This is a genomic window from Salinivibrio sp. ML198, from assembly GCF_001996015.1.
Lineage (GTDB): Bacteria > Pseudomonadota > Gammaproteobacteria > Enterobacterales > Vibrionaceae > Salinivibrio > Salinivibrio siamensis.
The window spans coordinates 121,862-146,162 of sequence record NZ_MUEZ01000005.1; the positions used below are offsets into that span (position 1 = coordinate 121,862).

24 protein-coding genes and 1 pseudogene are annotated in these 24,301 nt (G+C 51.6%); 16 read left to right on the forward strand and 9 right to left on the reverse strand.

What is annotated here, in order from left to right; genetic code table 11:
- Positions 1-15 precede the first annotated feature (15 nt).
- The 3 genes from arsC to BZG25_RS04995 are packed head-to-tail and all read left to right on the forward strand — an operon-like array spanning position 16 to position 1,409.
- A complete protein-coding gene (arsC, locus tag BZG25_RS04985; protein ID WP_077578607.1) occupies positions 16-372 on the forward strand; it encodes an arsenate reductase (glutaredoxin) in 357 nt (118 codons plus the stop codon).
- Positions 369-962, forward strand: a complete 594-nt coding sequence (wrbA, locus tag BZG25_RS04990; RefSeq protein ID WP_077578608.1) for an NAD(P)H:quinone oxidoreductase — start codon at positions 369-371, stop codon at positions 960-962. The genes arsC and wrbA overlap by 4 nt, the downstream gene beginning before the upstream one ends.
- 33 nt (positions 963-995) lie before the next feature.
- Complete coding sequence (locus BZG25_RS04995; protein WP_077578609.1) at positions 996-1,409, forward strand: DUF2069 domain-containing protein; 414 nt, start codon at positions 996-998, stop codon at positions 1,407-1,409.
- A gap of 66 nt (positions 1,410-1,475) precedes the next feature.
- Here BZG25_RS04995 and BZG25_RS05000 read toward each other — a convergent pair whose 3' ends face one another.
- Positions 1,476-1,961, reverse strand: coding sequence for a zinc ribbon-containing protein (locus BZG25_RS05000; protein WP_046073731.1), 486 nt, complete (start codon positions 1,959-1,961; stop codon positions 1,476-1,478).
- A 106-nt stretch (positions 1,962-2,067) separates the two neighbouring features.
- Here BZG25_RS05000 and leuS point away from each other — a divergent pair.
- From leuS to lipA, 12 genes and pseudogenes are all read left to right on the forward strand, one after another.
- A pseudogene (gene leuS / locus BZG25_RS05005) lies at positions 2,068-4,626 on the forward strand (leucine--tRNA ligase); the annotation flags it as partial.
- 32 nt (positions 4,627-4,658) lie between these two features.
- The gene (gene lptE, locus BZG25_RS05010) at positions 4,659-5,282 is read left to right on the forward strand and encodes an LPS assembly lipoprotein LptE (RefSeq protein ID WP_231637399.1); all 624 of its coding nucleotides are present in this window, start codon (positions 4,659-4,661) and stop codon (positions 5,280-5,282) included.
- Positions 5,282-6,304 carry a DNA polymerase III subunit delta gene (holA, locus tag BZG25_RS05015; protein WP_046073866.1) on the forward strand — a complete coding sequence of 341 codons (1,023 nt, stop codon included), beginning with the start codon at positions 5,282-5,284 and terminating at the stop codon, positions 6,302-6,304. Before lptE ends, holA begins: the two co-directional genes overlap by 1 nt.
- 68 nt (positions 6,305-6,372) lie before the next feature.
- A complete protein-coding gene (gene rsfS / locus BZG25_RS05020) occupies positions 6,373-6,690 on the forward strand; it encodes a ribosome silencing factor (protein ID WP_046073734.1) in 318 nt (105 codons plus the stop codon).
- Between the two features lie 3 nt (positions 6,691-6,693).
- Positions 6,694-7,164 carry a 23S rRNA (pseudouridine(1915)-N(3))-methyltransferase RlmH gene (rlmH, locus tag BZG25_RS05025; RefSeq protein ID WP_077578611.1) on the forward strand — a complete coding sequence of 157 codons (471 nt, stop codon included), beginning with the start codon at positions 6,694-6,696 and terminating at the stop codon, positions 7,162-7,164.
- Between the two features lie 6 nt (positions 7,165-7,170).
- A complete protein-coding gene (mrdA, locus tag BZG25_RS05030) occupies positions 7,171-9,051 on the forward strand; it encodes a penicillin-binding protein 2 (protein ID WP_077578612.1) in 1,881 nt (626 codons plus the stop codon).
- Complete coding sequence (gene rodA, locus BZG25_RS05035; RefSeq protein ID WP_046073737.1) at positions 9,048-10,166, forward strand: rod shape-determining protein RodA; 1,119 nt, start codon at positions 9,048-9,050, stop codon at positions 10,164-10,166. Before mrdA ends, rodA begins: the two co-directional genes overlap by 4 nt.
- 2 nt (positions 10,167-10,168) lie before the next feature.
- A complete protein-coding gene (locus tag BZG25_RS05040) occupies positions 10,169-10,990 on the forward strand; it encodes a septal ring lytic transglycosylase RlpA family protein (protein WP_046073738.1) in 822 nt (273 codons plus the stop codon).
- 112 nt (positions 10,991-11,102) lie between these two features.
- Positions 11,103-12,254 (forward strand): serine hydrolase, encoded by a 1,152-nt coding sequence (locus BZG25_RS05045; protein WP_369795687.1) that lies wholly within the window; start codon positions 11,103-11,105, stop codon positions 12,252-12,254.
- A gap of 129 nt (positions 12,255-12,383) precedes the next feature.
- Positions 12,384-12,653, forward strand: coding sequence for a DUF493 family protein YbeD (ybeD, locus tag BZG25_RS05050; protein WP_046073739.1), 270 nt, complete (start codon positions 12,384-12,386; stop codon positions 12,651-12,653).
- 84 nt (positions 12,654-12,737) lie between these two features.
- The gene (lipB, locus tag BZG25_RS05055; RefSeq protein WP_172969991.1) at positions 12,738-13,388 is read left to right on the forward strand and encodes a lipoyl(octanoyl) transferase LipB; all 651 of its coding nucleotides are present in this window, start codon (positions 12,738-12,740) and stop codon (positions 13,386-13,388) included.
- Positions 13,385-14,350 carry a lipoyl synthase gene (lipA, locus tag BZG25_RS05060; protein ID WP_046073741.1) on the forward strand — a complete coding sequence of 322 codons (966 nt, stop codon included), beginning with the start codon at positions 13,385-13,387 and terminating at the stop codon, positions 14,348-14,350. Before lipB ends, lipA begins: the two co-directional genes overlap by 4 nt.
- A 72-nt stretch (positions 14,351-14,422) precedes the next feature.
- Here lipA and BZG25_RS05065 read toward each other — a convergent pair whose 3' ends face one another.
- The 6 genes from BZG25_RS05065 to BZG25_RS05090 all read right to left on the reverse strand — a co-directional run bounded on the left by BZG25_RS05065 (position 14,423) and on the right by BZG25_RS05090 (position 20,720).
- On the reverse strand, positions 14,423-15,676 hold the full coding sequence (locus BZG25_RS05065; RefSeq protein ID WP_077578613.1) for a glutamate-5-semialdehyde dehydrogenase: 1,254 nt from the start codon (positions 15,674-15,676) through the stop codon (positions 14,423-14,425).
- Positions 15,677-15,697: 21 nt separating this feature from the next.
- Positions 15,698-16,852 (reverse strand): glutamate 5-kinase, encoded by a 1,155-nt coding sequence (gene proB / locus BZG25_RS05070; RefSeq protein WP_077578638.1) that lies wholly within the window; start codon positions 16,850-16,852, stop codon positions 15,698-15,700.
- Between the two features lie 85 nt (positions 16,853-16,937).
- Entirely contained in the window at positions 16,938-17,339 is a 402-nt protein-coding gene (gene crl, locus BZG25_RS05075; protein WP_077578614.1) for a sigma factor-binding protein Crl, read from the reverse strand.
- Positions 17,340-17,496: 157 nt separating this feature from the next.
- Positions 17,497-18,750: an esterase FrsA gene (gene frsA, locus BZG25_RS05080; RefSeq protein ID WP_077578615.1), complete on the reverse strand. Its 1,254-nt coding sequence runs from the start codon at positions 18,748-18,750 to the stop codon at positions 17,497-17,499.
- A gap of 165 nt (positions 18,751-18,915) precedes the next feature.
- Positions 18,916-19,371: a xanthine phosphoribosyltransferase gene (gene gpt / locus BZG25_RS05085; protein WP_069361135.1), complete on the reverse strand. Its 456-nt coding sequence runs from the start codon at positions 19,369-19,371 to the stop codon at positions 18,916-18,918.
- Positions 19,372-19,427: 56 nt separating this feature from the next.
- Positions 19,428-20,720, reverse strand: coding sequence for an NCS2 family permease (locus BZG25_RS05090; protein WP_046073747.1), 1,293 nt, complete (start codon positions 20,718-20,720; stop codon positions 19,428-19,430).
- Positions 20,721-21,422: 702 nt separating this feature from the next.
- Between BZG25_RS05090 and BZG25_RS05095 the strand changes: the two genes are divergently transcribed.
- A complete protein-coding gene (locus tag BZG25_RS05095; protein ID WP_197075731.1) occupies positions 21,423-22,898 on the forward strand; it encodes an aminoacyl-histidine dipeptidase in 1,476 nt (491 codons plus the stop codon).
- Here BZG25_RS05095 and dinB read toward each other — a convergent pair.
- On the reverse strand, positions 22,895-23,971 hold the full coding sequence (gene dinB / locus BZG25_RS05100) for a DNA polymerase IV (RefSeq protein WP_077578616.1): 1,077 nt from the start codon (positions 23,969-23,971) through the stop codon (positions 22,895-22,897). The two genes, BZG25_RS05095 and dinB, sit on opposite strands and share 4 nt — an antisense overlap.
- 54 nt (positions 23,972-24,025) lie before the next feature.
- The gene (nqrM, locus tag BZG25_RS05105) at positions 24,026-24,247 is read right to left on the reverse strand and encodes a (Na+)-NQR maturation NqrM (protein ID WP_046073749.1); all 222 of its coding nucleotides are present in this window, start codon (positions 24,245-24,247) and stop codon (positions 24,026-24,028) included.
- Positions 24,248-24,301: the final 54 nt, after the last annotated feature.

Genomic DNA, 24,301 nt, shown 5'->3' on the forward strand with positions numbered 1-24,301 from the left:
AAAAGGATCATTGTTGTGACCGCTATAACCCTCTACCACAACCCCCGTTGTTCAAAAAGTCGTGAAACCCTCAAGTTGTTGGAGTCCAACGGTGTCACGCCAACTATCATCAAGTATCTCGACACCCCTTTGTCTGCTGAAGCGTTGACGATGTTAAAACAGCAACTCGGACTCAGCTCGTTTCGGGAGATGATGCGAACCAAAGAAGCAGACTATAAAGCGGCAAACTTGGGCGATGCCTCCGTGGACGAAGCGCAATTACTCGACGCCATGGTTAACAATCCCAAATTGATCGAACGTCCAATCGCCGTCAAGGGCGAAAAAGCGGTCATTGGTCGTCCACCTGAAAACGTCCTCACGCTAATAAAATGACGAAAGTATTAGTGCTCTACTACAGCCGCTCGGGGAATACACGCAAACTCGCCCAGCAAGTCGCCCGTGGTATCGAGGCGCAAGGCGCTGAAGCGGTATTGCGCACGGTGCCCGAGCTGCCCGCTTACCCTGATGGCCAAGTGCCAGACACAACCGCGAAAGACCCGTTTGTCACTCGGCAAGATTTGCTGGACTGTCATGGCCTAGCCCTCGGCAGTCCGGTGCGTTTTGGCAACATGGCCGCGCCTTTGAAGCAATTTATCGACAGTACCAGTGGGGAGTGGCTATCAGGCGCCCTGATTGATAAACCTGCAGCCGTGTTTGGCGCCGGATCAATGCTGCATGGCGGACAAGAAACCACCCTGCTCACCATGACAGTACCACTGCTTCATCATGGTATGGTGTTGCTCGGTGTGCCACATAGCGAACGTGCGCTACATACCACGCAAGGTGGCGGCTCGCCTTATGGTGCGTCGAGTGTGGCAGAGCCGAACCTGCCTTTAATCGCAGACGAGAAACAAATCGCCAAAACCTTAGGTCAACGTCTTGCACGTTTTGCACAAACCTTTCACCACCACTTGGGACAATAGGATAGTACTGTGACTGACTCTCGGCTTGCATTAATGCGTAGGCTCTCGCTATTGAGTAACCTCGGCCTGATTGGTTGGGTAGTAATCTGGCATGCGTCTTTATCGCCCCACCCACACCTCAATGCTTGGGCGGTAACGATCGGCTGGACCATCCCGCTGCTCCTTCCGCTACCGGGGATCTTGAAAGGAAAGGCCTTTACTCATGCGTGGGCGAACTTTATTTTGATGTTTTACTTTTTGCACGCATTGACCCTTATTTATGTCGATGAAGGGGAACGCTGGTTGGCCGCTATCGAGCTTGTCTTGGTCGCCTGTGCGTTCGCCAGCAATATCGTCTTCGCGCGTTGGATGGGAAAATCACAAGGGCTAAAACTGCCACGCCTGTCTCAAGTGGAACGCGAAGAGCGCCAACGCTTTGAGGGCAAAGATAACGCCTCGTCTGACTGATAACTGACCGTTATCCTCGCCCTTGGTATCTTAACCGCCTCGGCTAAGCCAAGCACCGCGCTTGGCTTACACCGGATAAGGGCGGCGAGAGAAATACCGGTGGCCACACTTGCTACAAGGCGCAATCACATCCACCCGGCTGTGGCGTGACTGGTGGTGGCACTGCTCACATTGCAATACGCCCAGCCCGACAATTTCACCCGCTTCATACACGCCATGGTGCTGAAGGTCGTCAAACACTTCACGCCACTCTAGCTGAGTGCGATCGGTGATTTCTGCCAGCTGTTCCCAAATCGAGTTGGCAATCAGATCGTTAAACACCTGACTGTCCATGTCTTCGCCTTGAGATTTGTCGTACTGCTCACCAAACGCTTTCACATCGCGCTTGAAGTAAGCCTCAATCAGCGCCCACTCATCTTTGGTAAGATCCGCAGCTGCTTTGAGATATTGATCAGACAACTCGACCCAGCGAGACAAAGCCTCTGGACTGTTTTCCAGTGCCTCTTTTACCCGCTCAATGATACTTTGTTGCGGTTCTTTCTCTTTATTCATGGTTCTGTCCTGATTCAAGTGTTGTTGCGGTCTCTGCCTTTCGTTATTCTATGACGATATTTCTCTTTCAGGTTTTACCTTTCTCACAGAATCTCGGAAGCCATCGATGCAAGAACAATATAGCCCGCAAGATATTGAACAAAAAGTTCAAGCCCATTGGGACGACAATAAAACCTTTGTGGCTCATGAAGACCCTAACAAAGAAAAATTCTACTGTCTTTCTATGTTCCCTTACCCCAGTGGCCGACTTCACATGGGGCATGTCCGTAATTATACCATCGGTGATGTGATCTCGCGTTATCAGCGCCTGCAAGGCAAAAATGTGATGCAACCTATTGGTTGGGACGCATTTGGTTTGCCGGCCGAAGGGGCCGCTATCAAAAACAAAACCGCCCCTGCACCTTGGACATATGAAAACATTGATTACATGAAAGGCCAGCTGAAAATGCTGGGCTTTGGTTACGACTGGGATCGCGAAATCGCAACCTGTAGCCCTGATTACTACCGCTGGGAGCAAGAATTCTTTACCACGCTTTATAACAAAGGCTTGGTATACAAAAAAACCTCGTCAGTGAATTGGTGTCCACACGATCAAACCGTGTTGGCGAACGAGCAGGTGCATGAAGGCTGCTGCTGGCGCTGCGATACCCCGGTTGAGCAAAAAGAAATTCCACAGTGGTTTATCAAAATCACCGATTATGCAGAAGAGCTGCTGCAAGACATCGACAAACTGGATGGTTGGCCAGAGATGGTAAAAACCATGCAGCGCAACTGGATTGGCCGTTCAGAAGGCGTTGAGCTGACCTTCGATGTTGAGGGCGATCACCCTGCGCTGGGCGTCTACACCACCCGCCCTGATACCCTGATGGGGGTGACTTATGTCGGTATTGCCGCCGGTCACCCACTGGCCGATGCCGCGGCCAAGAACAACCCAGCCTTGGCGGAGTTTGTGCAAGAGTGCCGTAACACCAAGGTAGCGGAAGCTGAGCTGGCCACCATGGAGAAAAAAGGCATGGCGACGGGCTTGTACGCCACGCACCCATTAAACGGCCGCCGCGTACCTATCTTTGTCGCCAACTTCGTGTTGATGGATTATGGGACGGGCGCAGTCATGGCCGTGCCTGCACACGACCAACGCGATTTTGAATTTGCCAGCAAATATGGCCTCGATATTGAGCCTGTGATCCTGGATGAAAATGGCAACGCACCTGATTTGTCTGAGCAAGCACATACCGAAAAAGGCAAGCTATTTAACTCTGGTGAATTCGATGGCTTAGACTTTGATGCCGCGTTTGGTGCGATTGCCGCTAAGCTTGAGTCTTTGGGTAAAGGGCAAAAAACGGTCAACTTCCGCTTACGTGACTGGGGCGTTTCTCGTCAGCGTTATTGGGGCGCACCTATCCCAATGCTGAACACCGAAGACGGTGACGTGGTCCCTGTCCCGACGGATGAGCTGCCGGTTATCCTGCCAGAAGACGTGGTAATGGACGGGGTGCAAAGCCCGATTAAAGCCGACAAACAATGGGCACAAACCCAGTATCAAGGCAAGCCTGCGCTGCGTGAAACCGACACCTTCGATACCTTTATGGAATCGTCTTGGTACTATGCACGCTATTGCTCGCCGCAGGCCGATCAGATGCTCGACCCAAGCGCTGCCAACTATTGGCTGCCTGTCGATCAGTATATTGGTGGGATTGAGCACGCCTGTATGCACCTGCTTTACTCACGCTTCTTCCACAAGTTGCTGCGTGACGAAAACATGGTCGATAGCGATGAACCCTTCAAGCAACTGCTCTGTCAAGGCATGGTACTGGCTGATGCCTTCTACTATACCGATGACAAAGGCGTGCGCGTGTGGGTCTCGCCAACCGACGTCACCGTTGAGCGTGACAGCAAAGGACAAATTGTTAATGCGGTAGACAGCCAAGGCAATGCGGTGACCCATGCGGGCATGACCAAGATGTCGAAGTCTAAAAACAACGGCATTGATCCGCAGCTCATGGTCGAGAAGTACGGGGCTGATACGGTGCGCCTGTTCATGATGTTCGCCGCGCCTGCGGATATGACGCTGGAGTGGCAAGAATCAGGGGTTGAAGGGTCACACCGCTTCTTGCGTCGCGTCTGGAAACTGGTTTACGAGCACAGCCAACAAGGACCTGTCGTGGCACTGGATGCTAGCGCGCTCACCAATGAGCAAAAAGCGCTGCGCCGCGAGGTGCACAAAGCCATTGCGAAAGTCAGTGATGACATGGGGCGCCGTCAAACCTTTAACACCGCCATCGCGGCGATTATGGAGCTAATGAACCGATTGGTGAAAGCCCCACAACAAAGCGAACAAGACCGCGCGGTGCTCGACGAAGCCCTCAAAGCGGTGGTGCTAATGCTTTACCCCATTACCCCACATATCTGCTTTAGCCTGTGGAATGCATTGGGTGAGACCCACATTGATGACGCAGCGTGGCCAGAGGCAGATAAAGAAGCCATGGTTGAGGACGAAAAGCTGATTATCGTCCAAGTCAACGGTAAGCTACGCGCCAAGATCACCGTCGCCGCAGATGCGGAGAAAGACGCAGTGGAAGCCCAAGCGATGGCAGATGAAAACGTGGTGAAATTTACCGAAGGCAAAACCGTGCGCAAGGTGATTTATGTACCTGGCAAGCTGGTTAACATTGTTGCCAACTAACAAGGAGCGATGGAGTGAATCTGTTTAAGACAATGCTTCGCTCCCTGCTTGTCGCGATGGTCTGTTTGACCATCGCGTCTTGCGGGTTTGCCTTGCGTGGCAGCTACAACCTGCCCGATGAGGTTGATAAGGTGTCGTTAACGAGCTTTGACCCTTATGGTGAGCTCACCCGGCAAATGCGAAATGCCTTACGTCAACACAAGGTCGATCTTGTCTCCCCTTCCAAGGACGTGGCCAATATCCACTTGCTCGGTGAAAGCAATAGCGAACAGACGTTATCGCTTTATCAAAACAGCCGCGTGGCGGAGAAAGAGTTTCGCTATGTCGCGCGCTATCGCGTCACCGTGCCTGATAAAGGCAGTTATACCTACAACACCACCTTAAGCCGTAATTTCCTAGATAACCCGCTGACAGCGCTGGCAAAATCGGTGGAAGAAGATAAGTTAGTCGCTGAGATGCGTACAGAAGCCACTCGGCAAATTATGCGTCAACTTTCCCAATTAAAAGGCGATATCGCCGAGTTTGAACGCCAACAGGCCGAACAAGCGGCCATGGAGAAGCTCGAGCAAGGTGAAACGCCAACAGAGCCCAACGTGATCATCGAAACGCGACAAACCGAGACGAATACCGCGCAATGATGAGAACCTATCCCGACCAATTGGCGCAGCAGCTCAATCAACCGCTGCGCCAAACTTACTTGGTCTTTGGCTCCGACCCATTACTCAAACTCGAAGCGCGTGACGCCATTACAAGCGCGGCACGCACCCAAGGTTTTGAAGAGCATCATAAATTTGTCATCGATGGGCAACTAGATTGGCAAGAGGTTATCGACTGCTGTCAAGCGCTTAGCTTGTTTGCTTCTCGGCAAATTATTGAACTTTCCTGCCCTGATAATGGCCTCACCAGCACGCAAGCCAAGCAGCTTACCGAGCTGGCCGCTTATCTGCATCCTGATATCCTCCTATTGGTGCAAGGGGAAAGACTCAATAAGAAGCAAGAAAGCGCTAAATGGTTTTCAGCGCTCGCCCAACACGGCTTATACGTGGTGTGTAATACCCCGGATGCCCGTCAACTCCCGCGTTTTATTGAGCAACGGTGTCGCCAGTTAGGGCTAAAGCCAGACCAACCAGCGCTACAGTTGTTAGCACAATGGCATGAAGGAAACCTATTGGCATTGGTACAAAGCCTGCACATTCTACAACTGCTCTATCCGGATGGCGCCTTAACCCTGCCACGCATAGAGAGTGCCCTGTCACGCCACCATCACTTTACACCCTTTCAGCTCACCGATGCGCTGCTAGCAGGAAAGGCACAACGCGCGCAACGGATACTTGAGCAACTGCATGCTGAAGGTGAAGAGCCCACTCTCCTTTTACGACTGATCCAAAAGGAGCTCAAACAGTTGTATACCATTCACGAGCAGGGGCAAAAAGGCAGGCCGCTGAATGCCATCTTTGACCAACTTCGTGTATGGCAAACACGTCGTCCCATGCTCACCGCCGCTCTCAATCGGCTCAACAAAGCCCGATTAACCGCACTGCTACGCCGCTTAGCACAGTTAGAGATCAGGCTAAAAACGGACTTTGGTAGCGACCCTTGGCCAGATCTGCATTATTTTTGTGCACTCATGTGCCAAGCGTCCGAACCACTCACGCCCTAGCGTGTCCAACGGGTTAGCAAATGGTATACTGGCCTAATAAGACCATCAGCAACACATAGAGGTTTTCTTTGCAAGCTAACGAGTTAAAACAGTTTGTGACCGATAAGGTCGATGAGTTAAAAGCCAGCGATATTGTGACTCTGGATGTACGCGACAAATCATGCATTACCGACTTTTTAGTGCTGTGCACCGGCAACTCTCGCCGTCATGTTGCCTCCATTGCCGAGCATGTGTGTGAACAGGCCCAAGCGGTCGATATCGACTCTCTCGGCACGGAAGGACAAGATGACAGCGAATGGGTTGTGGTCGATTTAGGTGACGTTATGGTGCATGTCATGCAAGAGGAGCAACGCCAACTCTACCAATTGGAAAAACTCTGGAACTAAACCATGAAAATCCAATTGATTGCGGTGGGTAATAAAATGCCCAAATGGGTGGAGCAAGGCTTTGAAGAATATCAACGCCGCTTTCCAAAAGACATGCCACTCGAGCTGGTAGAGGTACCTGCTGGCAAGCGGGGCAAAAATGCCGATATCACCCGTATCTTGCAAAAAGAAGGGGAAGCGATGTTGGCGGCCGTCAACCGTGGTAGCCGCATTGTGACACTCGATATTCCCGGCAAGCCTTGGGACACACCGCAATTGGCTAACCAGTTGGAAAAGTGGAAACTTGATGGCCGCGATGTCGCCATTTTGATCGGTGGGCCAGAGGGGCTAGCACCACAGTGTAAAGCGGCCGCGGAGCAAAGCTGGTCGCTATCGCCACTGACCCTCCCCCATCCGCTGGTACGCGTCATTATGGCCGAGAGCCTATATCGAGCGTGGAGCTTGACCACCAATCACCCGTATCATCGAGAATAAGCAAAGATGAAGCGCCAACGAGTTGAAATCCGAGACCACAGCGCCGAGGCGGCCTTGTTTGTGCGACGCGCTATCGTCTGCTTTGTCGGTATCATGGCGTTGGTTGGGGTGCTGCTAACCAACCTTTATCATATTCAGGTGACCGAACACCAAGACTACCAAACCCGCTCGAACGATAACCGCATTAAAGTCGTCCCGGTGGCGCCTAACCGTGGCCTCATTTATGACCGCAATGGGAAATTGCTGGCGGAAAACCGCCCCGTTTATCACTTAGAAGTGACGCCTGAGCAAGTCGATGATATGCCGGCAACCCTCGCCCAGCTAAAAGACTTACTCTCATTGACCGACAAAGACATTACGCGCTTTCAAAAAGAGCGTCGCCGCTCGCGACGTTTTAATGCCGTGGCATTGAAAACACAGCTCACCGATAAAGAAGTCGCGATTTTTTCCGCGCACCAGCATCAATTTTCTGGGGTGGAAATCAAAGCCTACTTAAAGCGCCATTACCCTTACGGCGATGCACTGACCCATGTGCTCGGGTATGTCGCCAAAATCAATGATCGCGATATTGCCAAACTCAGGCAAAAAGGGGTGCTCAATAACTACAAAGCAACCCGTGATATTGGCAAGCTGGGGATAGAGAAATACTACGAATCAACACTGCATGGTAAAGCGGGCTACCAAGAAGTTGAGGTGAACAGCCGTGGCCGTGTAATACGTACGCTTAAATATGTGCCCCCGCAACCGGGTAAGGATCTGATTCTTAATCTCGACATTGACCTGCAACTTTACGTGCGCGGCATCCTCGGTGACCGACGAGGCGCGGTGGTGGTGGTCGACCCTGACACCTCGGGCGTCCTGGCGATGGTGTCAACGCCCAGCTACGATCCTAACTTATTTGTGCATGGTATTTCCGGTACCCAATATCGGCAGTTGCTCAATGATAAAGATCGTCCCTTGGTGAATCGCGCCACCCTAGGCATTTACCCGCCAGCTTCCACCGTGAAGCCTTTCATTGCTGTCGCCGCGCTAGAAGAAGGCGTTATCACCACCAAGACCACGCGTAACGACCCTGGTTATTGGCGGATCCCTAACTCGGATACGCGCCCTTTCCGTGACTGGCTCCCTTGGGGGCACGGACGGGTAAATATCGTGCAGTCGATCGAGGAGTCAGTCGATACCTTCTTCTATCAAATCGCTTATGACATGGGGATCGATAAACTCTCTATGTGGATGGAAAAATTTGGCTTTGGCCAATACACAGGCATCGACATTCAAGAAGAAAGCAGCGCTAATATGCCTAACCGTGAATGGAAAATGAGTCGCTACCGCCAACCCTGGTATAAAGGTGACACGATTCCCGTCGGAATTGGGCAAGGTTATTGGACTGCCACCCCGATGCAAATCGTCAAAGCCTTGACCGTGCTGCTCAACCGTGGCGAAGTCAAAGCCCCCAAACTGTTAAATAAAACACGCGATGAACACGGCACCCACAAACCCGACACCGAGCCGTTTCCACCGATTAAAGGGGTCGACGATAAATATTGGGATGTCGGCCTCAAAGGTATGCAACTGGTTAACCACGGTCGCAAAGGGACCGCGCGTCGTTCATTCCGTTCGGCGGAGTATTTATCGGGCGGTAAGTCAGGCACCGCACAGGTTTTCGGGCTGGGTGAAGATGAAGAATATAACGCGGACGAAATTGCTGAACACCTGCGAGACCACGCCCTTTTCATCGGCTTTGCCCCCTTTGAGAACCCGGAAGTCGCGGTCTCTATGGTACTGGAAAACGCAGGGGGTGGCTCGAGCAACGGGGGCCCCATTGCCCGCCGCATCTTCGACCATATCTTGTTAGAAGACAAAGAGACCAAAGAGGCCAAACAATGAGTTCACTTGCCCAAGTCAGCGCGAAACGCTCTTTGTTCGATCGCTTGCATCTCGACTTACCCATGCTCGTGGGCATTTTGTTACTGATGGGCTTCGGCCTGGTGGTGATGTATAGCGCCAGTGGCCAAAGCATGGTGATGATGGAGCGCCAGGCGATCCGCATGCTATTGGCACTCGCGGTCATGTTTGCCCTCGCCCAAGTGCCGCCGCGCCACTATGAGTTTTGGGCGCCCTATTTGTATGCCGTGGGGGTGGTGTTACTGGCGGCGGTACTATTGGTTGGCGAAACCGCAAAGGGCGCGCAGCGCTGGCTTGATCTCGGAGTGGTCACCTTCCAACCCTCAGAGATCATTAAACTTGCGGTACCGCTCATGCTTGCCCGCTTTATTGGCAAAGATCCGCTGCCCCCCAAATTTACTCACTTGCTCATCGCCCTAGTGTTATTGTTTGTGCCCACCATTATGATTGCTAAGCAGCCAGATTTAGGCACCTCAATACTGATTGCCGCCTCTGGGGTGTTCGTGCTGTTTTTGGCCGGGATAAGCTGGAAAATTATCACAGCAGCGGTGATTGCGCTGGCCAGTTTTGTCCCTGTACTCTGGTTTTTCCTAATGCATGATTACCAGCGTACCCGCGTGCTGACCCTGTTTAACCCAGAGTCCGATCCCTTGGGCGCAGGCTATCACATCATTCAATCTAAAATTGCCATTGGCTCTGGTGGCTTAAGCGGCAAAGGCTGGCTACAAGGGACACAGTCTCAATTGGAGTTTCTCCCTGAGCGACACACAGACTTTATTTTCGCCGTTATCGCTGAAGAATGGGGGTTGATCGGTGTCTGTGTCTTGTTAGCCCTGTACCTCTTTTTGATCGGTCGAGGGCTAATGCTCGCCAGCCGCGCCCAAACGGCATTTGGCCGAATGATGGCTGGCAGTATCGTGTTAAGCTTTTTTGTTTATGTTTTTGTCAATATTGGCATGGTCAGCGGCATTCTTCCTGTGGTTGGGGTACCCTTACCACTTATCAGCTATGGCGGCACCTCAATGGTCACACTGATGGCCGGTTTTGGCATTCTGATGTCTATCCACACTCATCGTAAAATGTTATCCAGGGCATAAACATGCGAGCTATTATCGTTTCTAGCGCTATCGTCTTATTAAGTGCATGCAGCAGCCAGCAAGGTCGCTACGACATGCAAAGTGATAAAGCACCCGAGACGGTGCCACAAGTTATTCACGCAGAAAACGCCCAACCCAGGTATGAGCCTTACAGCCTCGCGGGTAACAAAGATTACACGTTAAATGGTCAGCGCTACCAAATCTTACGCGATCCAAAAGGCTACCAAGAGGCGGGCATTGCCTCCTGGTATGGGGAGAAGTTTCATGGCCATCGTACCTCCAATGGCGAGGTGTATGATATGTACTCCATGTCAGCCGCGCACAAAACCCTTCCCCTGCCCAGTTACGTGGAAGTCACCAACCAAAATAATGGTAAAAAGGCCATTGTGCGCGTCAATGACCGAGGGCCCTTTCACAACAAGCGCTTGATAGACCTGAGTTATGCCGCGGCCAAGAAGCTGGATGTATTAAAGACGGGGACAGCCCCCGTGTCACTGCGTCTACTCTCACCGAGTAAACCAGCGGATGACGAGTGGCATTCCGCTCGCCATCATGCCTATTATGTGCAATTGGCTGCCCTCTCTGATGGCCTAAAAGCCAATCAAAAAGCGGAACAATTGGCGAAGACCCATGGTCTACCTACACATATCGCCCGCCGTGATACCGTGTATCGTGTTCGCTTTGGTCCTTTTTATGATCGAGACCAAGCGCAACAAGCGATGCGCACGGCAAAGCAGCATCAGTTGCCGGGGGCATTTATCGTCACCGAAGCACTTGTTAATGGCGACACATCTGTCACAAGTGCTAAAACAAACAATCAATAAGTTAAAGAAATCGAGCCTGTCCCTCTATCCGCAATTTGGTATAGTGAGGGCACAGTATCGACATCGATAACCGACATAAGTACTAACAATGATGAATAAAACCGTTTTCCGCATGCGTACACTGCTTTCTGCAGCCTTATTCGCCTCTGCTACCGCTCAAGCCGCACCTGCTGTTGTCCCTGATGCGCCGCAAATTGCCGCCAAAGGCTACGTATTGATGGATTATCATTCTGGCGAGGTACTGGCTGAAAACAACGCCTATCAACGCCTTAATCCTGCCAGTTTGACGAAAATGATGACCAGTTACGTAATTGGTCAGGAAGTTGAGCGTGGCAATATCTCAATGGATGATGACGTCGTCATTAGTGAGAATGCGTGGGCCAAAAACTTTCCCGGCTCTTCGAAGATGTTCATCGAAGTGGGTACCACGGTGAAAGCGGCCGACCTCAATCGTGGCATTATCATCCAGTCAGGCAACGACGCCTGTGTAGCGATGGCTGAACATGTTGCGGGGTCAGAAGACGCCTTTGTCGACTTGATGAACCGCTGGGGCGAAACCCTAGGTATGGACAGTTCCCATTTTTCCAATGTTCACGGTTTGGACTCCAAAGATCTTTACACCACACCGTACGATATGGCGCTGCTCGGCCAAGCCCTGATTCGCGATGTGCCTGCGGAATATCGTATTTATAAAGAAAAAGCCTTCACTTACAACGGTATCACGCAATACAACCGCAACGGCTTGCTATGGGATAAAAGCTTGAACGTTGACGGTATCAAAACTGGCCACACCGACGGTGCAGGCTACAACTTGGTCACCTCAGCCACTGAAGGCGACATGCGTCTTATCTCGGTGGTGATGGGCACCAAGAGCGCCAACGCCCGCAAAGCAGAGAGCAAAAAACTACTCAACTATGGTTTCCGCTTCTTCGAGACCGTGGCCCCCCATAAAGCCAACGAAACCTTTGTGACTGAGAAGGTCTGGATGGGTGATACAGACGAAGTCGCGCTCGGCGTCACTGAAGATACCTTTGTCACGCTTCCCCGTGGCAAGGCGCAAGATCTGAAAGCCAGTTTTGTCCTCGACAACACATTGGAAGCCCCGATCAGTAAAGGTGATGTCGTCGGTAAACTCTTCTATCAAGTGGATGATGAAGATGTGGCGGAATACCCGCTTGTCGCCCTAAACGATGTTGAAAAAGGCGGGCTTTTTAGTCGCTTAATAGATTACATCGTGATGATGTTTAAAAACCTCGTCGGTTAATCCCTCTCTGTGCCGCCCACCAACTTGGTGGGCGGCTTGTTTTCTCGCGCTTGGCAGATTAGTATTTCGCGTTAATCGTGATCAATCGCACAAACGCGTGCCTCTATCAGCCTGCAGTTGGGAGTTAACATGCAAGAGCAACCGAAATTAAAAGATCTGTTGGAGTTTCCTTGCCAATTCACCTACAAGGTGGTGGGCCAGGCAAAACCTGAACTACCCGATCATGTATTGACCGTGATCCAACGCCACGCGCCAGGCGACTATAGCCCAGCCGTCAAGCCCAGTGCCAAGGGTACCTATCACTCGGTGTCGATCACCATTAAGGCGACCTCCATTGAGCAAGTGGAAATCCTCTATAAAGAGCTGGGTGAAATTGACATCGTCCGCATGGTGCTCTAATTCGAATACCCACACGACTGGCGGCTTTAAATCGCGCTGCCAGCCTCTATAATATCGCCACTGACAACAACATGGGAAATGGGTTTGCAGCACCAACTCGTTGTAAGGCACCTTGGCCGTCAACCGTATCTCCGCGTCTGGGAACAGATGCGCCACTTCACCGATCGGCGTGACGACAATACGCGTGATGAAGTTTGGCTGGTTGAGCATGATCCGGTTTTTACCCAAGGACAAGCGGGAAAAACGGAACATGTGTTGGTCCCAGGCGACATCCCTGTCGTACAATCAGATCGCGGCGGACAGGTGACGTATCATGGGCCAGGGCAACTCGTCGCCTATTTCCTGATTAACCTCAAACGTAAAAAAGTCGGTGTGCGAGCGCTCGTGAGCCATATTGAAGATCTTGTGGTGAACACACTAGCACACTTCCACGTTGACGCTTACGCCCGCCCAGATGCGCCCGGTGTTTACGTTAACGACGCAAAAATATGTTCTCTTGGGCTCCGTATCCGTCGCGGGTGCTCATTCCATGGACTGGCACTCAACATCAATATGGACTTATCACCGTTTCAGCGTATTAACCCATGTGGTTACGCTGGTATGGCCATGACGCAACTGAGCGATCAGGTTGGCAAAGTCACGCTCGAGGACGTTCAACCTGTGCTGGTAGACACTTTAACTCAACAGCTGACGTACTCTGAGGTTGAGTTTACAACGGAAAGCAGCGATTTATGAGCAAACCGATTCAGATGGAACGCGGTGTTAAGTACCGCGACGCCGACAAAATGGCGCTTATCCCGGTCAAAAATATGCCGACCGAGCAAAAAGAAGTGCTGCGCAAGCCTGATTGGATGAAGATCAAACTCCCAGCTGAGACTGCGCGTATTAAAGAAATTAAAGACGCGATGCGTAAAAACAACCTTCACTCCGTGTGTGAAGAGGCATCGTGTCCTAACTTGGCGGAGTGCTTTAGTCACGGCACGGCAACCTTTATGATTCTCGGGGCGATTTGTACCCGCCGTTGCCCTTTCTGTGATGTTGCCCACGGTCGTCCCGTCGCCCCTGATAGCGAAGAGCCAAAGCATCTGGCGCAAACCATCAAAGACATGAAACTGCGCTATGTAGTCATTACCTCGGTTGACCGTGATGATTTACGTGACGGGGGCGCCCAACACTTTGTTGACTGTACCCGAGAAATCCGCGCGCTCAATCCAGAGATCCAAATTGAAACACTGGTTCCTGACTTCCGTGGCCGTATGGATCGCGCACTCGATATCTTGCAAAACAACCCACCCGATGTTTTCAACCATAATTTAGAAACAGCGCCACGGTTGTACCGAAAAGCGCGTCCTGGTGCCAACTATCAATGGTCGCTGGATCTGCTGAAAAAGTTCAAAGAGATGCATCCAGAGGTGCCGACCAAATCGGGCTTGATGATGGGCTTGGGTGAAACCAAAGAAGAGATCATCGAGGTTCTCAAGGACTTGCGTGCTCACGGCGTCACCATGCTCACGCTTGGCCAGTACTTGGCACCAAGCCGCCACCACTTGCCAGTAGAGCGTTACGTCCCGCCTGAAGAGTTTGACGAGCTGAAAGACATTGCTCTTGATTTAGGCTTTACGCATGCCGCATGCGGCCCCTTTGTTCGCTCTTCCTACCATGCCGATCTACAGGCAAAAGGCGTGGAAATTAAATAAACGCCCAAGCTGTTGAGACAAAAAAACCGCTAGCCAGACTAGCGGTTTTTTATTATCGGTTACCTTGGGTACTCAGTGACGTGATAAATAGTCCGCACGCCCCACCCATTTATAGGTAGTCAGCTCCTCAAGCCCCATCGGGCCACGTGCATGCAGCTTTTGCGTCGAAACCGCCACTTCTGCCCCAAGCCCAAACTGCGCACCATCGGTGAAGCGCGTTGAGGCGTTGACGTACACTGCCGCCGAGCCGGCACCATTAATAAAGGTTTCTGCCGCCTGCAAGTCGTTGGTCAAAATGGCATCGGAATGGCTGGCATTGTGCGCGCGCATATGCGCGAGTGCCTCATCCACACTATCAACCACCACCACTCCAAGGGTTGGCCCGAGCCATTCCGTATCAAAGTCTCCTGATTGCGCCTCACGCAGTTGCGCCACACCATCCAGATACGGTAACGCACTTGATCCGGCGACGATGTGCAGCCCATGCTGATTAAACGCCGTCAGCAAGCGAGCGAATAATTGTGCTGCCACGTCTTTGTGAACCAGCAAGGTGTCTAGCGCGTTGCAGGCGGATGGGCGGTCTGTCTTGGCATTGAGGATCACATCGGGTGCTCTATCAAGATCGGCACTGTGATCGACATACAAGTGGCTAATGCCAAACCCCCCGATAATCACAGGGATGGTACTGTTTTGTTTGCACATTTTGTGCAGTCCGGCACCACCGCGTGGAATGATCATGTCGACATAATCATCAAGAGTCAGTAACTCAGAGACCAGCGCACGATCAGGTTTTTCAATATATTGCACCGAGGCATGCGGCAGCCCCGCTTTCTCTAACCCAGTTTGTATCACTTTCACTAATACCTGGTTAGTCGCGAAGGTTTCTTTCCCTCCCCGCAGAATCGCTGCATTGCCCGTTTTTAAGCACAATGCCGCGATATCAATGGTGACATTCGGGCGCGCCTCATAAATGACCCCAATCACTCCTAGCGGTTCACGGCGCTTTGATAATGACATGCCGTTTTCAAGCAGCTTATGATCAAGCATCTGGCCCACGGGATCGGCCAGCGCAATCACTTGCCTCACATCGCTCGCCATATTGGTTAAACGGTCTGGGGTCAGGGTTAAACGGTCCAACATCGCAGGATCCATGTCTGCCTCACGAGCGGCGGCGAGATCGCTTTGGTTGGCGGCTAATATTGCACTTTGCTGTGCATCCAGCTCGTCAGCAATAATGGCGAGTGCTCGGTTCTTGTTGCTCGTCGATGTGACGGCCAGTTGGTGCGCAGCGTCTTTGGCTGCTTTGCCCATGTTTTGTAAACTCATTATGTCCCCGTCTTTGCTCTTTTAATTGTCTACTACGACTAGGTCATCACGGTGCATCGCGACAGGACCGTATTCATAACCAAGAATATCTGCGATTTGCTGGCTATGAGCGCCAGCGATACGGCGCAAATCACTGGCGGTATAGCGACAAATACCGCGCGCGACGCATTTTCCTTCAACCGAGAGAATACGCACCACTTCACCACGCGCAAACGCCCCTTTCACTGCAACAATCCCCTTACTTAACAGGCTGCTACCTTTTTGCGTCACGGCGGTAATCGCGCCCGCATCGACGACAATATCCCCCGCGGGTGGCGGTCCGGCAAGGATCCAGCGTTTACGGCTTTCTAAGGGGCTTTCTAAGGGCAAAAAGCGCGTGCCTGCGTTATCCCCAGCGGTGACTTTTTGAATCACTTCAGGCTTACTCCCCGCGGCGATGGTCACCTCTACCCCCGCTCGACGGCCAATATCAGCCGCTTGAAGCTTGGTCGCCATACCACCTGTGCCCAGGCCCCCTACGCTACCACCTGCTAATTTGCGTAAGGTTTCATCAATGGTATGGACTTCACGAATCAGCTCGGCATCCGGGTTTGAACGCGGATCGGCCGTGAACAAGCCGGGTTGGTCAGTTAAAAGGAGGAGTTTGTCTGCATCGGCGAGGATGGCCACCAAGGCAGATAAGTTATCATTATCGCCCACCTTGATTTCGGACGTTGCAACCGCATCGTTCTCATTCACAATCGGCACAATGCCATTATCCAGTAAGGCCTGAAGCATATCACGCGCGTTGAGAAAGCGTTCACGGTGCTCTAGATCGGCCCGGGTAAGCAGCATCTGTCCGACTTGAAAGCCGTACAAACCAAATAAATGTTCCCAGGTTTGTATTAAACGGCACTGACCCACCGCAGCCAGCATTTGCTTGTTGGCAACCGTGTCAGCGAGTACTGGATAGCCGAGGTGCTCTCTGCCCGCGGCAATCGCAGCTGATGATACGATGATCACCTGATGACCTTGCTGCCGTAAACGGGCACATTGACGCACCAGCTCAACCATGTGTGCCTGATCTAAGCGCGCAGAACCGCCCGTCAACACACTGGTGCCGAGTTTTACCACTAGCGTTTGGGGAGAGACGCTGGCCGCGAGGTCACCGTCTTGAAATACATCTTGAATTGTCATGGTTGCCTGATCCACAAAAGCGTATGTCTCTCTTTTATCAATCCCTCACCTATTTAACAAGGGGTGGGATCAGGCAAATGACGGGTTATTCAGAGCAGGCCAGTTCCGGCTCAGTCAGTGCTTGGCTTGGTGAAAGAGACAGGCCTAGTTCATCGTCCAGCAACGCACTCAATTTGGCATAAAAGTTAGTCAAGGTTTTATCCACGGCCGCTTGCGCTTCACGCGGAATCGACTTGGCGACCCAATCCCCTTTTTTATCAAATAAACCAAACCCATAACGATAGGTAAACCCTTCCCCCTCCGGGGTCATTTCAAACCACCAGCCCCAGAACTCACGTGCGTCAGGATCTTTTTTAGCATCCACACAGACAGAAAGGCTATCGAAGAAGTAGCGCTCGGTGTCTGACTTTCCTTCTCGAAAGTAGGGGCCCAATGCAGTAAAGCGTGTTTTTAATCGTCCATGTGAAAGCGGTAATTTATCGCTCATCGTGTCCTCCAATGGCACTGTGACGTCCTTGTTCATGGTATATCATGGGCTTAGCCATCAGGTGAACGACAATATCCCGCTTTCAGCGGTGGATCACATCTTCATTTTTATCCCTCTCACGGGTAGCGCCTATGCTATCCGTGCCGCGGTATCCCGATTAGAGCACATCCTCGAACCACTTAACGGTTTCGGTCAAGGCACGGTGATAACCATCGTGCAGTGGGGTATTGGGTAACGTCATGGCTTTGCCACCACGACTGTACCTGGCGATCATTTGATTGTCTGACTCCGGACAAACGGGATCATCTTTTAGGCTAAGCGCTAAGATCGGCACCTCAGTGCGTCGGCCAGTAAGCAACCCTTGGTTTTTTAGCGACCACGCCTGTAAGCGCGTTTTTAATGTGTCGATAGGAATACGACGCCCCAAGCGTGATCCGAGGGTATCCAAGTACATAGGCGGCATTTTTTTCATTAAAGAGGCGTCTGTCAGTAACGCATGAACAATACCACCGAGTGACGCACTGGCTTTCACGCGATGCGGCTCGAGAAACGCCATTCTCACTGCCGGATTGGCACCAAAGCGAATGCCCATGGTGCCCACACGGTGATGATCCACCCAAGGGACATCGACCAACTTATCCAACATCGCGGTGTGCAAACGGCTGGTATCTTCATTGAGATGCCAATGGCAGCTATGCCCCACGGAAGGCATATCTAGGGTCAACACAGCAATGTCGGCGGGGGCAAAATAGTCAACAAACAAGCGCCACAAGTCAGTTTGTAAGCTATCTAAGCTGCCGCTTAAGATAACCACCGGTAGCGTGGCGTCGGTGCGGGGTAAATAGAGATATCCTTTCAATGATTTCCCATCTAGCCGCGTCTCCACCGTTTTCACTGTGAACGGCAGTTGTGCAATCGCACTCTCGAACGCCTTAAATGCCAAGGTTTCCGACTGTAGCGCCAAGCTGTCCCCTTTCAAGTGTGGGTAAGCGGCAATACCAAAATATGTGCAAGCTTGTAGCCATTGCTCCCCCGCTTGTTTGGCTTTTCCCTCATCCATCAAGGCTTGGGCGGCTTTTTGATGCTGCATGCCAACCGCTGTCCATTCATAATTCCAGTTTCCCGAGCGGTAGCCTTCAACGGTATCGAGCAATGTTTCTACCGAACGCGAGTTGTCTGAGTGAGCGATACGGGCAAAGATGGCCTCCATTTCCAATGGCTCAACCCCTTGCCACGTCCACTGACCACGACGGCGCATTCGATACCAACTCGACTCACTGTCACCATCAAATGCCGAGTAATCTGACTGTTGGGTTTGCTGAACGGCACCGAACAGGGTCGATGTCTCGGTGGCATGCTTGTGTTTAGCAAACAGCTTGACCGATAGATTTTGTGATTCGTTGTCCGACACACCCGCTCCTAGGCTTTTTATGTAACGTGCTGTTAGTTTAAACCATACACATATCAAGGCCATGATTTTCCGCACTAATCAGCCATACCAGCCAAAAGCGTCACCCCAGAAACCAAAAACGCCGCGTAACAACGCGACGTTTTTTGGGGTGGGAGTATGAATGACTTACTTGGCGATGGGATCAATATAACTGACCGCCATATCCCAAGGCTGTTCAATCCAGGTGTCTTGGGCAATATCGACCACATAGTCATCTACCAAAGGTTTCCCTGCCGGCTTAGCACTGACAGTGACGAAGCGCGCTTTCGGGTATAGCTGGCGGACCATTTCTGCGGTACCCCCGGTATCGACCAGATCATCCACCACGATAAAGCCTTCACCATCACCTGGGGCTTGCTTCACCACTCGCATATCGCGTTGATGGTCATGGTCATAGCTTGAAATACACACAGTATCGACATGACGAATACCCAATTCACGAGCCAGTATGGCTGCGGGTACGAGGCCTCCGCGGCTTACGGCAATAATCCCCTTCCATTGCTCTGCGGGCAGCAATTTCTCCGCCAACTGACGGGTGTACATCTGCATATTGTCCCAAGTGATAATAAACTTATTGCTCATGGTGAAAACCTCGTGGCGACTCTCGCCTTGTTATAACATCAATGTGGGCAGCTGTTTTACACCAAGAAAACGAACTTGAGTAAGAACAACCCCGCCAAAATCCAAATACTGACAGGGACTTCTCGCCCTTTGCCCGCAAAGGTTTTTACGGCACAAAACGCAATAAAGCCAAGCCCGATACCGCTTGCAATCGAATACGTCAGCGGCATCAGCAAACAGACAACCACCACAGGGGCCGCTTCTGTGAGATCTCGCCAATTGATACCGACTAAGCCAGACATCATCAAGATCGCCACATAAAACAATGCGCCGGCGGTCGCATAAGCTGGCACCATCCCTGCGAGCGGCGCAAAAAAGAGCGCGAGCAAAAACAAGATGCCGACAACGACCGCCGTTAGGCCTGTGCGCCCGCCCGCGGCGACCCCGGAGACACTCTCAATGTAAGAAGTCGTGTTTGACGTGCCTAAAAGCGCCCCGACGGAGGTCGCGGTACTGTCTGCCAGTAAAGCACGATTTAAACGCGGTAGTTTACCATCTTTGTCGAGAAGTTCCGCGCGCTGTGCCACACCCACTAAGGTTCCTGCGGTATCAAAAAGGTCAACAAACAAAAATGCGAACACAATCGACACCAACCCCACTTCCAATGCGCCAGAAAAATCTAGCTGCATAAACGTCGGTGCTAAGCTCGGTGGTGCTGACATCACGCCCCCATAAGCCACATCTCCGGCAATCACACCAATCACGGTGACCGCTAAAATCGCAATCATGACCGCCCCTTTCAAACCACGATGCACAAGGCCAATGGTCAGGAAGAACCCGAGTGCCGCCATCGCGGGGGCGAACGCGGTCACATCGCCCAGTGCCACCATGGTGGCTGGATGATCAACCACAATCCCCGCATTTTGTAAGGCAATCAGTGCCAAGAAAAGACCAATACCAGCGGAGATCCCCGTCCTCAATGACATGGGAATGGAGTTAATAATCCACTCTCGCACGCGCAATACACTCAGCAAGATAAAACATAGGCCCGAGATAAAGACCGCCGCTAGCGCAACTTGCCACGAGTGTCCCATTTGCAATACCACCGTGTAGGTGAAGAAAGCATTCAAGCCCATCCCCGGCGCCTGCGCCACCGGATAGTTGGCAACAATCCCCATCACCAAACAACCAATTGCGGCAGCGAGACAGGTGGCGACAAAGACAGCGCCTTTGTCCATGCCCGTTTCGGCTAAAATCGATGGGTTGACGAATATGATGTACGCCATGGTTAAGAAGGTGGTAAACCCAGCAATCACTTCCGTGCGAAGATCTGTGCCATGGGCCTTGAGTTTAAATAAACGCTCTAACATCGGTTATGTCCCAAACTAAAAGTGGTGTATCGCTAGATACCAAAAGGAAAACGTTTGCGTGGTAAAATTTGGCGCAAATCTTACCGATCGATGGCGGAAATTTCCAGCGTAAAAAGACCGGAACAAGGGTAAATATCGCCGACTCGAACAGATAACTGTCAAAATCGTCATTATTTGGTAGCAAACAGGCAAAAAAAACGCCACACATTGTGCGGCGCCAGAATTAAAGCGTTTGCTTCTGGATCAGAAATGTCTCTGTAAGAGCGGGGGAATCGTAAAACTTACTTGCTATACCCGAACGGTGCCGGATACGTAAAACCTTGTGTATAGACTGACTGCTGGTTCCAGTAGTAGCTTGATACCATGCCTTCCATTTTTAACCTCTCTCAAGTTTAAACCAATGTTGTTCACATTTATCTCGGTTCCTTGGAGGCGAATACTCGGGTTCACTCCATGAACAACTGGCAAGCTTGGTTGCCAATGTCTAGATAATACCCCAATGGTAATTTATTTACAAGTATAATGGTGACCATAGTCACAAAAAGTTCATATGTGTAATTTAGTTACAATAAAAACGCCTAGTAATGCCGGCATAAGTGGTTTCTCTCCGTGACTGTTGTCGACATAGAGACAGTGATATCCTTGGGTTTGTTTTTCCATTCCAGAGAGGCCTGCTACGAAAAAGGCCATAGATAAAATAAAATGGAGTCTACCGTGTCTGAAATCAGCCAATTATCACCCCGCCCCGTTTGGGCATTCTTCGACCAGATCTGTGCTATTCCTCATCCCTCTTATCATGAGTCGCAACTTGCTCAATTTATTATCGACTGGGCTAAAGGGCGCGGCCTAGACGTCCGTCAGGATCAAACGGGGAACGTATTTATTCGTAAACCGGCAACGCCCGGAATGGAAAACCGTAAAGGGGTCGTACTCCAAGCCCACTTGGATATGGTGCCGCAGAAAAACGAGCATACCGATCACGATTTCACTCGCGATCCTATTCGTCCTTATGTCGATGGTGACTGGGTGACCGCTGATGGCACGACATTAGGCGCGGACAATGGCATTGGCATGGCTTCATGCCTTGCGGTACTAGATGCGGATGACATTGAGCATGGCCCGCTAGAGGTGCTACTTACCACCAATGAAGAAGCCGGAATGGATGGCGCATTTGGCTTGGAAGCAGGATGGCTAGAAGGCGACGTTTTGCTCAACACGGATTCGGAGCAAGAAGGCGAAGTCTATATGGGGTGTGCCGGTGGCGTCGATGCCAGCATGCATTTTCCGATTGAGCGACAAATCAACGACGAGGGGCTTGCGCGCTTTACCGTGGGGATCAAAGGGCTAAAAGGTGGTCACTCAGGAGTCGACATCCACACCGGACGCGCCAATGCCAATAAATTACTGGCCCGTTTGCTCAGTCATCATCTTGGAGAAACGGATACACGCCTACTCGCATTGCGGGGCGGCACCTTGCGTAATGCCATCCCGCGAGAGGCGTTTGCCGATATCGCCATCCCTAAAGGCCAGCAGCAAGCGCTGGCGGCGGCTGTCGATGATTTTGCCATGCTGATGAAAGACGAACTTGGCCAGCTTGAACAGCAAGTCACTGTCATTCTAGAGCCGTGTGATAACCCCATTGCACCGCTGACACGCGCCGTGCAATCCCGTTTATTGGCGGCCTTGAATGCCGCACCAAACGGCGTTGTCAGAATGAGTGATGATGTTCCGGGCGTGGTCGAAACGTCACTGAATTTAGGGGTTATCAACACCGAAGAGGATCGCATTACTGTGCTATTTCTGATCCGCTCGTTAATCGATTCAGGCAGAGAAATGATGCAGGGGATGCTGCAATCTTTGGCAAGCCTCGCCAATGTCACGGTCGAGTTCTCAGGCGCATATCCAGGCTGGAAGCCCGATCCTGACTCACAAATCATGCATATTTTCCGTGACACCTATGAAGGTATTTATCAGCGTAAGCCTGACATTATGGTGATTCATGCTGGCCTTGAATGTGGCTTGTTTAAGAAGCCGTATCCAACGATGGATATGATCTCCTTCGGCCCGACCATCAAGTTCCCACATTCACCCGATGAAAAAGTGCATATCGACAGTGTGGGCCATTACTGGCAGCAAATGCAGGCGATTTTAAAGGCGATCCCCACTAAATCAGCCTAACCCAGTAAGCTAAGTTGGGGGGCATTATCGTCCCCCAATCCCACCGATAGCCCAATCAGTCGTATGTGTCGTCCCTCGCCACGATAAAACGCCTCATGCAGCAAGGTATCAAACAACGCGCGGTCAAGTGACTCGCATCGATGCGCCACCGTGGTGGTTTGAAAATCATTGAACTTGATTTTTATCCCCTGCCGACAAATTCGGCCACTAGCATCGGCTTTTTCTAAGCGAACCAATAACGCTTGATAGAGGTGATCTATCCAGGGTAGACAGGCCTCGAGCTGGTCAATATCCTCGGAGAGGGTCCGCTCTACGCCCACGGATTTGCGAACTCGCTCAACTTCAACCTCTCGTGGGTCAATACCGTGCGCCCGCTGCCATAGCACGGCACCAAATTTCCCCATCCGCTGTATCAAATCGGTTTGATCGCAGGCCTGGATATCTGCGCAAGTAAAAAGGTTCCATTCATGTAGTTTTGTCAATGTGACTCGACCCACACCAGGAATTGACTGCAAAGGGAGGTCACGGACAAAGTCATCCACCTGCTCAGGCCCCACCACACAAATGCCATCCGGTTTGTTTTTGTCAGAGGCGACTTTAGCGACAAACTTCACCGGTGCTACACCGGCTGATGCGGTGAGACCAAGCTCTTGATAAATATCGCGCCGAATCGCTTGAGCTATCCGCGTCGCAGAGTTTTGTAGACACACAGTGTCGGTGACATCGAGGTAAGCTTCATCCAAAGATAACGGCTCGATGAGATCGGTGTAGCGATGAAAAATAGCATGAAGCTGCTGAGATACTCGGCGGTATTTGCCCATATCGCCGCGCATCACGGTTAACCCAGGGCATAGTTTAAGAGCTTGGGCGGTCGCCATTGCCGAGCGGATCCCAAATCGGCGCGCCGGATAATTACAGGTCGCTATCACACCTCGCCCATCCGCAGACCCACCAATCGCTAAGGGAATGGTTTGTAACGCAGGATTATCCCGCATTTCGACGGCCGCATAAAAACAGTCCATGTCGATATGGATAATTTTCTTGCTCGCTCGGCGGGTTTTTGAGCTCGTCATTATGCTGCGTCGCTAACAGCCCAACCGTGGCGGTCACCACGGTGGGCATTCTCTTTAGATGATTTGGTTTTTCTTCCATTCACGCGTTTTTTCCGCGCGATCTTCTCGCTTTTTCCGCGCATCACATGGCTCTGGGCAGTCGCACTCTTTTTCGATACCGACGGCCCCTAAGCCACCACAGCTACCACTGATCGTTTTCTGCTGCACGATGTAACCAATTGCCATGCCGGCAATGACGAGTACAAAGACAGCAAAGGTGATAAGAAAAACTGACATAATTGCTCACCTACTTTTAGTCGTCACGCTCAGCAACATAACGCTGAACGCTAG

Excerpts from the sequence above, each read along its gene's own strand:
- lipA (WP_046073741.1), top strand. The coding sequence starts at position 13,385 with ATGAGCAAACCGATTCAGATGGAACGCGGTGTTAAGTACCGCGACGCC.
- BZG25_RS05095 (WP_197075731.1), top strand. The coding sequence starts at position 21,423 with ATGGAGTCTACCGTGTCTGAAATCAGCCAATTATCACCCCGCCCCGTT.
- rlmH (WP_077578611.1), top strand. The coding sequence starts at position 6,694 with ATGAAAATCCAATTGATTGCGGTGGGTAATAAAATGCCCAAATGGGTG.
- BZG25_RS05065 (WP_077578613.1), bottom strand. The coding sequence starts at position 15,676 with ATGAGTTTACAAAACATGGGCAAAGCAGCCAAAGACGCTGCGCACCAA.
- nqrM (WP_046073749.1), bottom strand. The coding sequence starts at position 24,247 with ATGTCAGTTTTTCTTATCACCTTTGCTGTCTTTGTACTCGTCATTGCC.
- crl (WP_077578614.1), bottom strand. The coding sequence starts at position 17,339 with ATGAGCGATAAATTACCGCTTTCACATGGACGATTAAAAACACGCTTT.
- rodA (WP_046073737.1), top strand. The coding sequence starts at position 9,048 with ATGAGTTCACTTGCCCAAGTCAGCGCGAAACGCTCTTTGTTCGATCGC.
- gpt (WP_069361135.1), bottom strand. The coding sequence starts at position 19,371 with ATGAGCAATAAGTTTATTATCACTTGGGACAATATGCAGATGTACACC.
- mrdA (WP_077578612.1), top strand. The coding sequence starts at position 7,171 with ATGAAGCGCCAACGAGTTGAAATCCGAGACCACAGCGCCGAGGCGGCC.
- dinB (WP_077578616.1), bottom strand. The coding sequence starts at position 23,971 with ATGACGAGCTCAAAAACCCGCCGAGCGAGCAAGAAAATTATCCATATC.
- BZG25_RS05040 (WP_046073738.1), top strand. The coding sequence starts at position 10,169 with ATGCGAGCTATTATCGTTTCTAGCGCTATCGTCTTATTAAGTGCATGC.
- BZG25_RS05090 (WP_046073747.1), bottom strand. The coding sequence starts at position 20,720 with ATGTTAGAGCGTTTATTTAAACTCAAGGCCCATGGCACAGATCTTCGC.
- ybeD (WP_046073739.1), top strand. The coding sequence starts at position 12,384 with ATGCAAGAGCAACCGAAATTAAAAGATCTGTTGGAGTTTCCTTGCCAA.
- holA (WP_046073866.1), top strand. The coding sequence starts at position 5,282 with ATGAGAACCTATCCCGACCAATTGGCGCAGCAGCTCAATCAACCGCTG.
- BZG25_RS05000 (WP_046073731.1), bottom strand. The coding sequence starts at position 1,961 with ATGAATAAAGAGAAAGAACCGCAACAAAGTATCATTGAGCGGGTAAAA.
- BZG25_RS05045 (WP_369795687.1), top strand. The coding sequence starts at position 11,103 with ATGCGTACACTGCTTTCTGCAGCCTTATTCGCCTCTGCTACCGCTCAA.
- proB (WP_077578638.1), bottom strand. The coding sequence starts at position 16,852 with ATGACAATTCAAGATGTATTTCAAGACGGTGACCTCGCGGCCAGCGTC.
- wrbA (WP_077578608.1), top strand. The coding sequence starts at position 369 with ATGACGAAAGTATTAGTGCTCTACTACAGCCGCTCGGGGAATACACGC.
- BZG25_RS04995 (WP_077578609.1), top strand. The coding sequence starts at position 996 with ATGCGTAGGCTCTCGCTATTGAGTAACCTCGGCCTGATTGGTTGGGTA.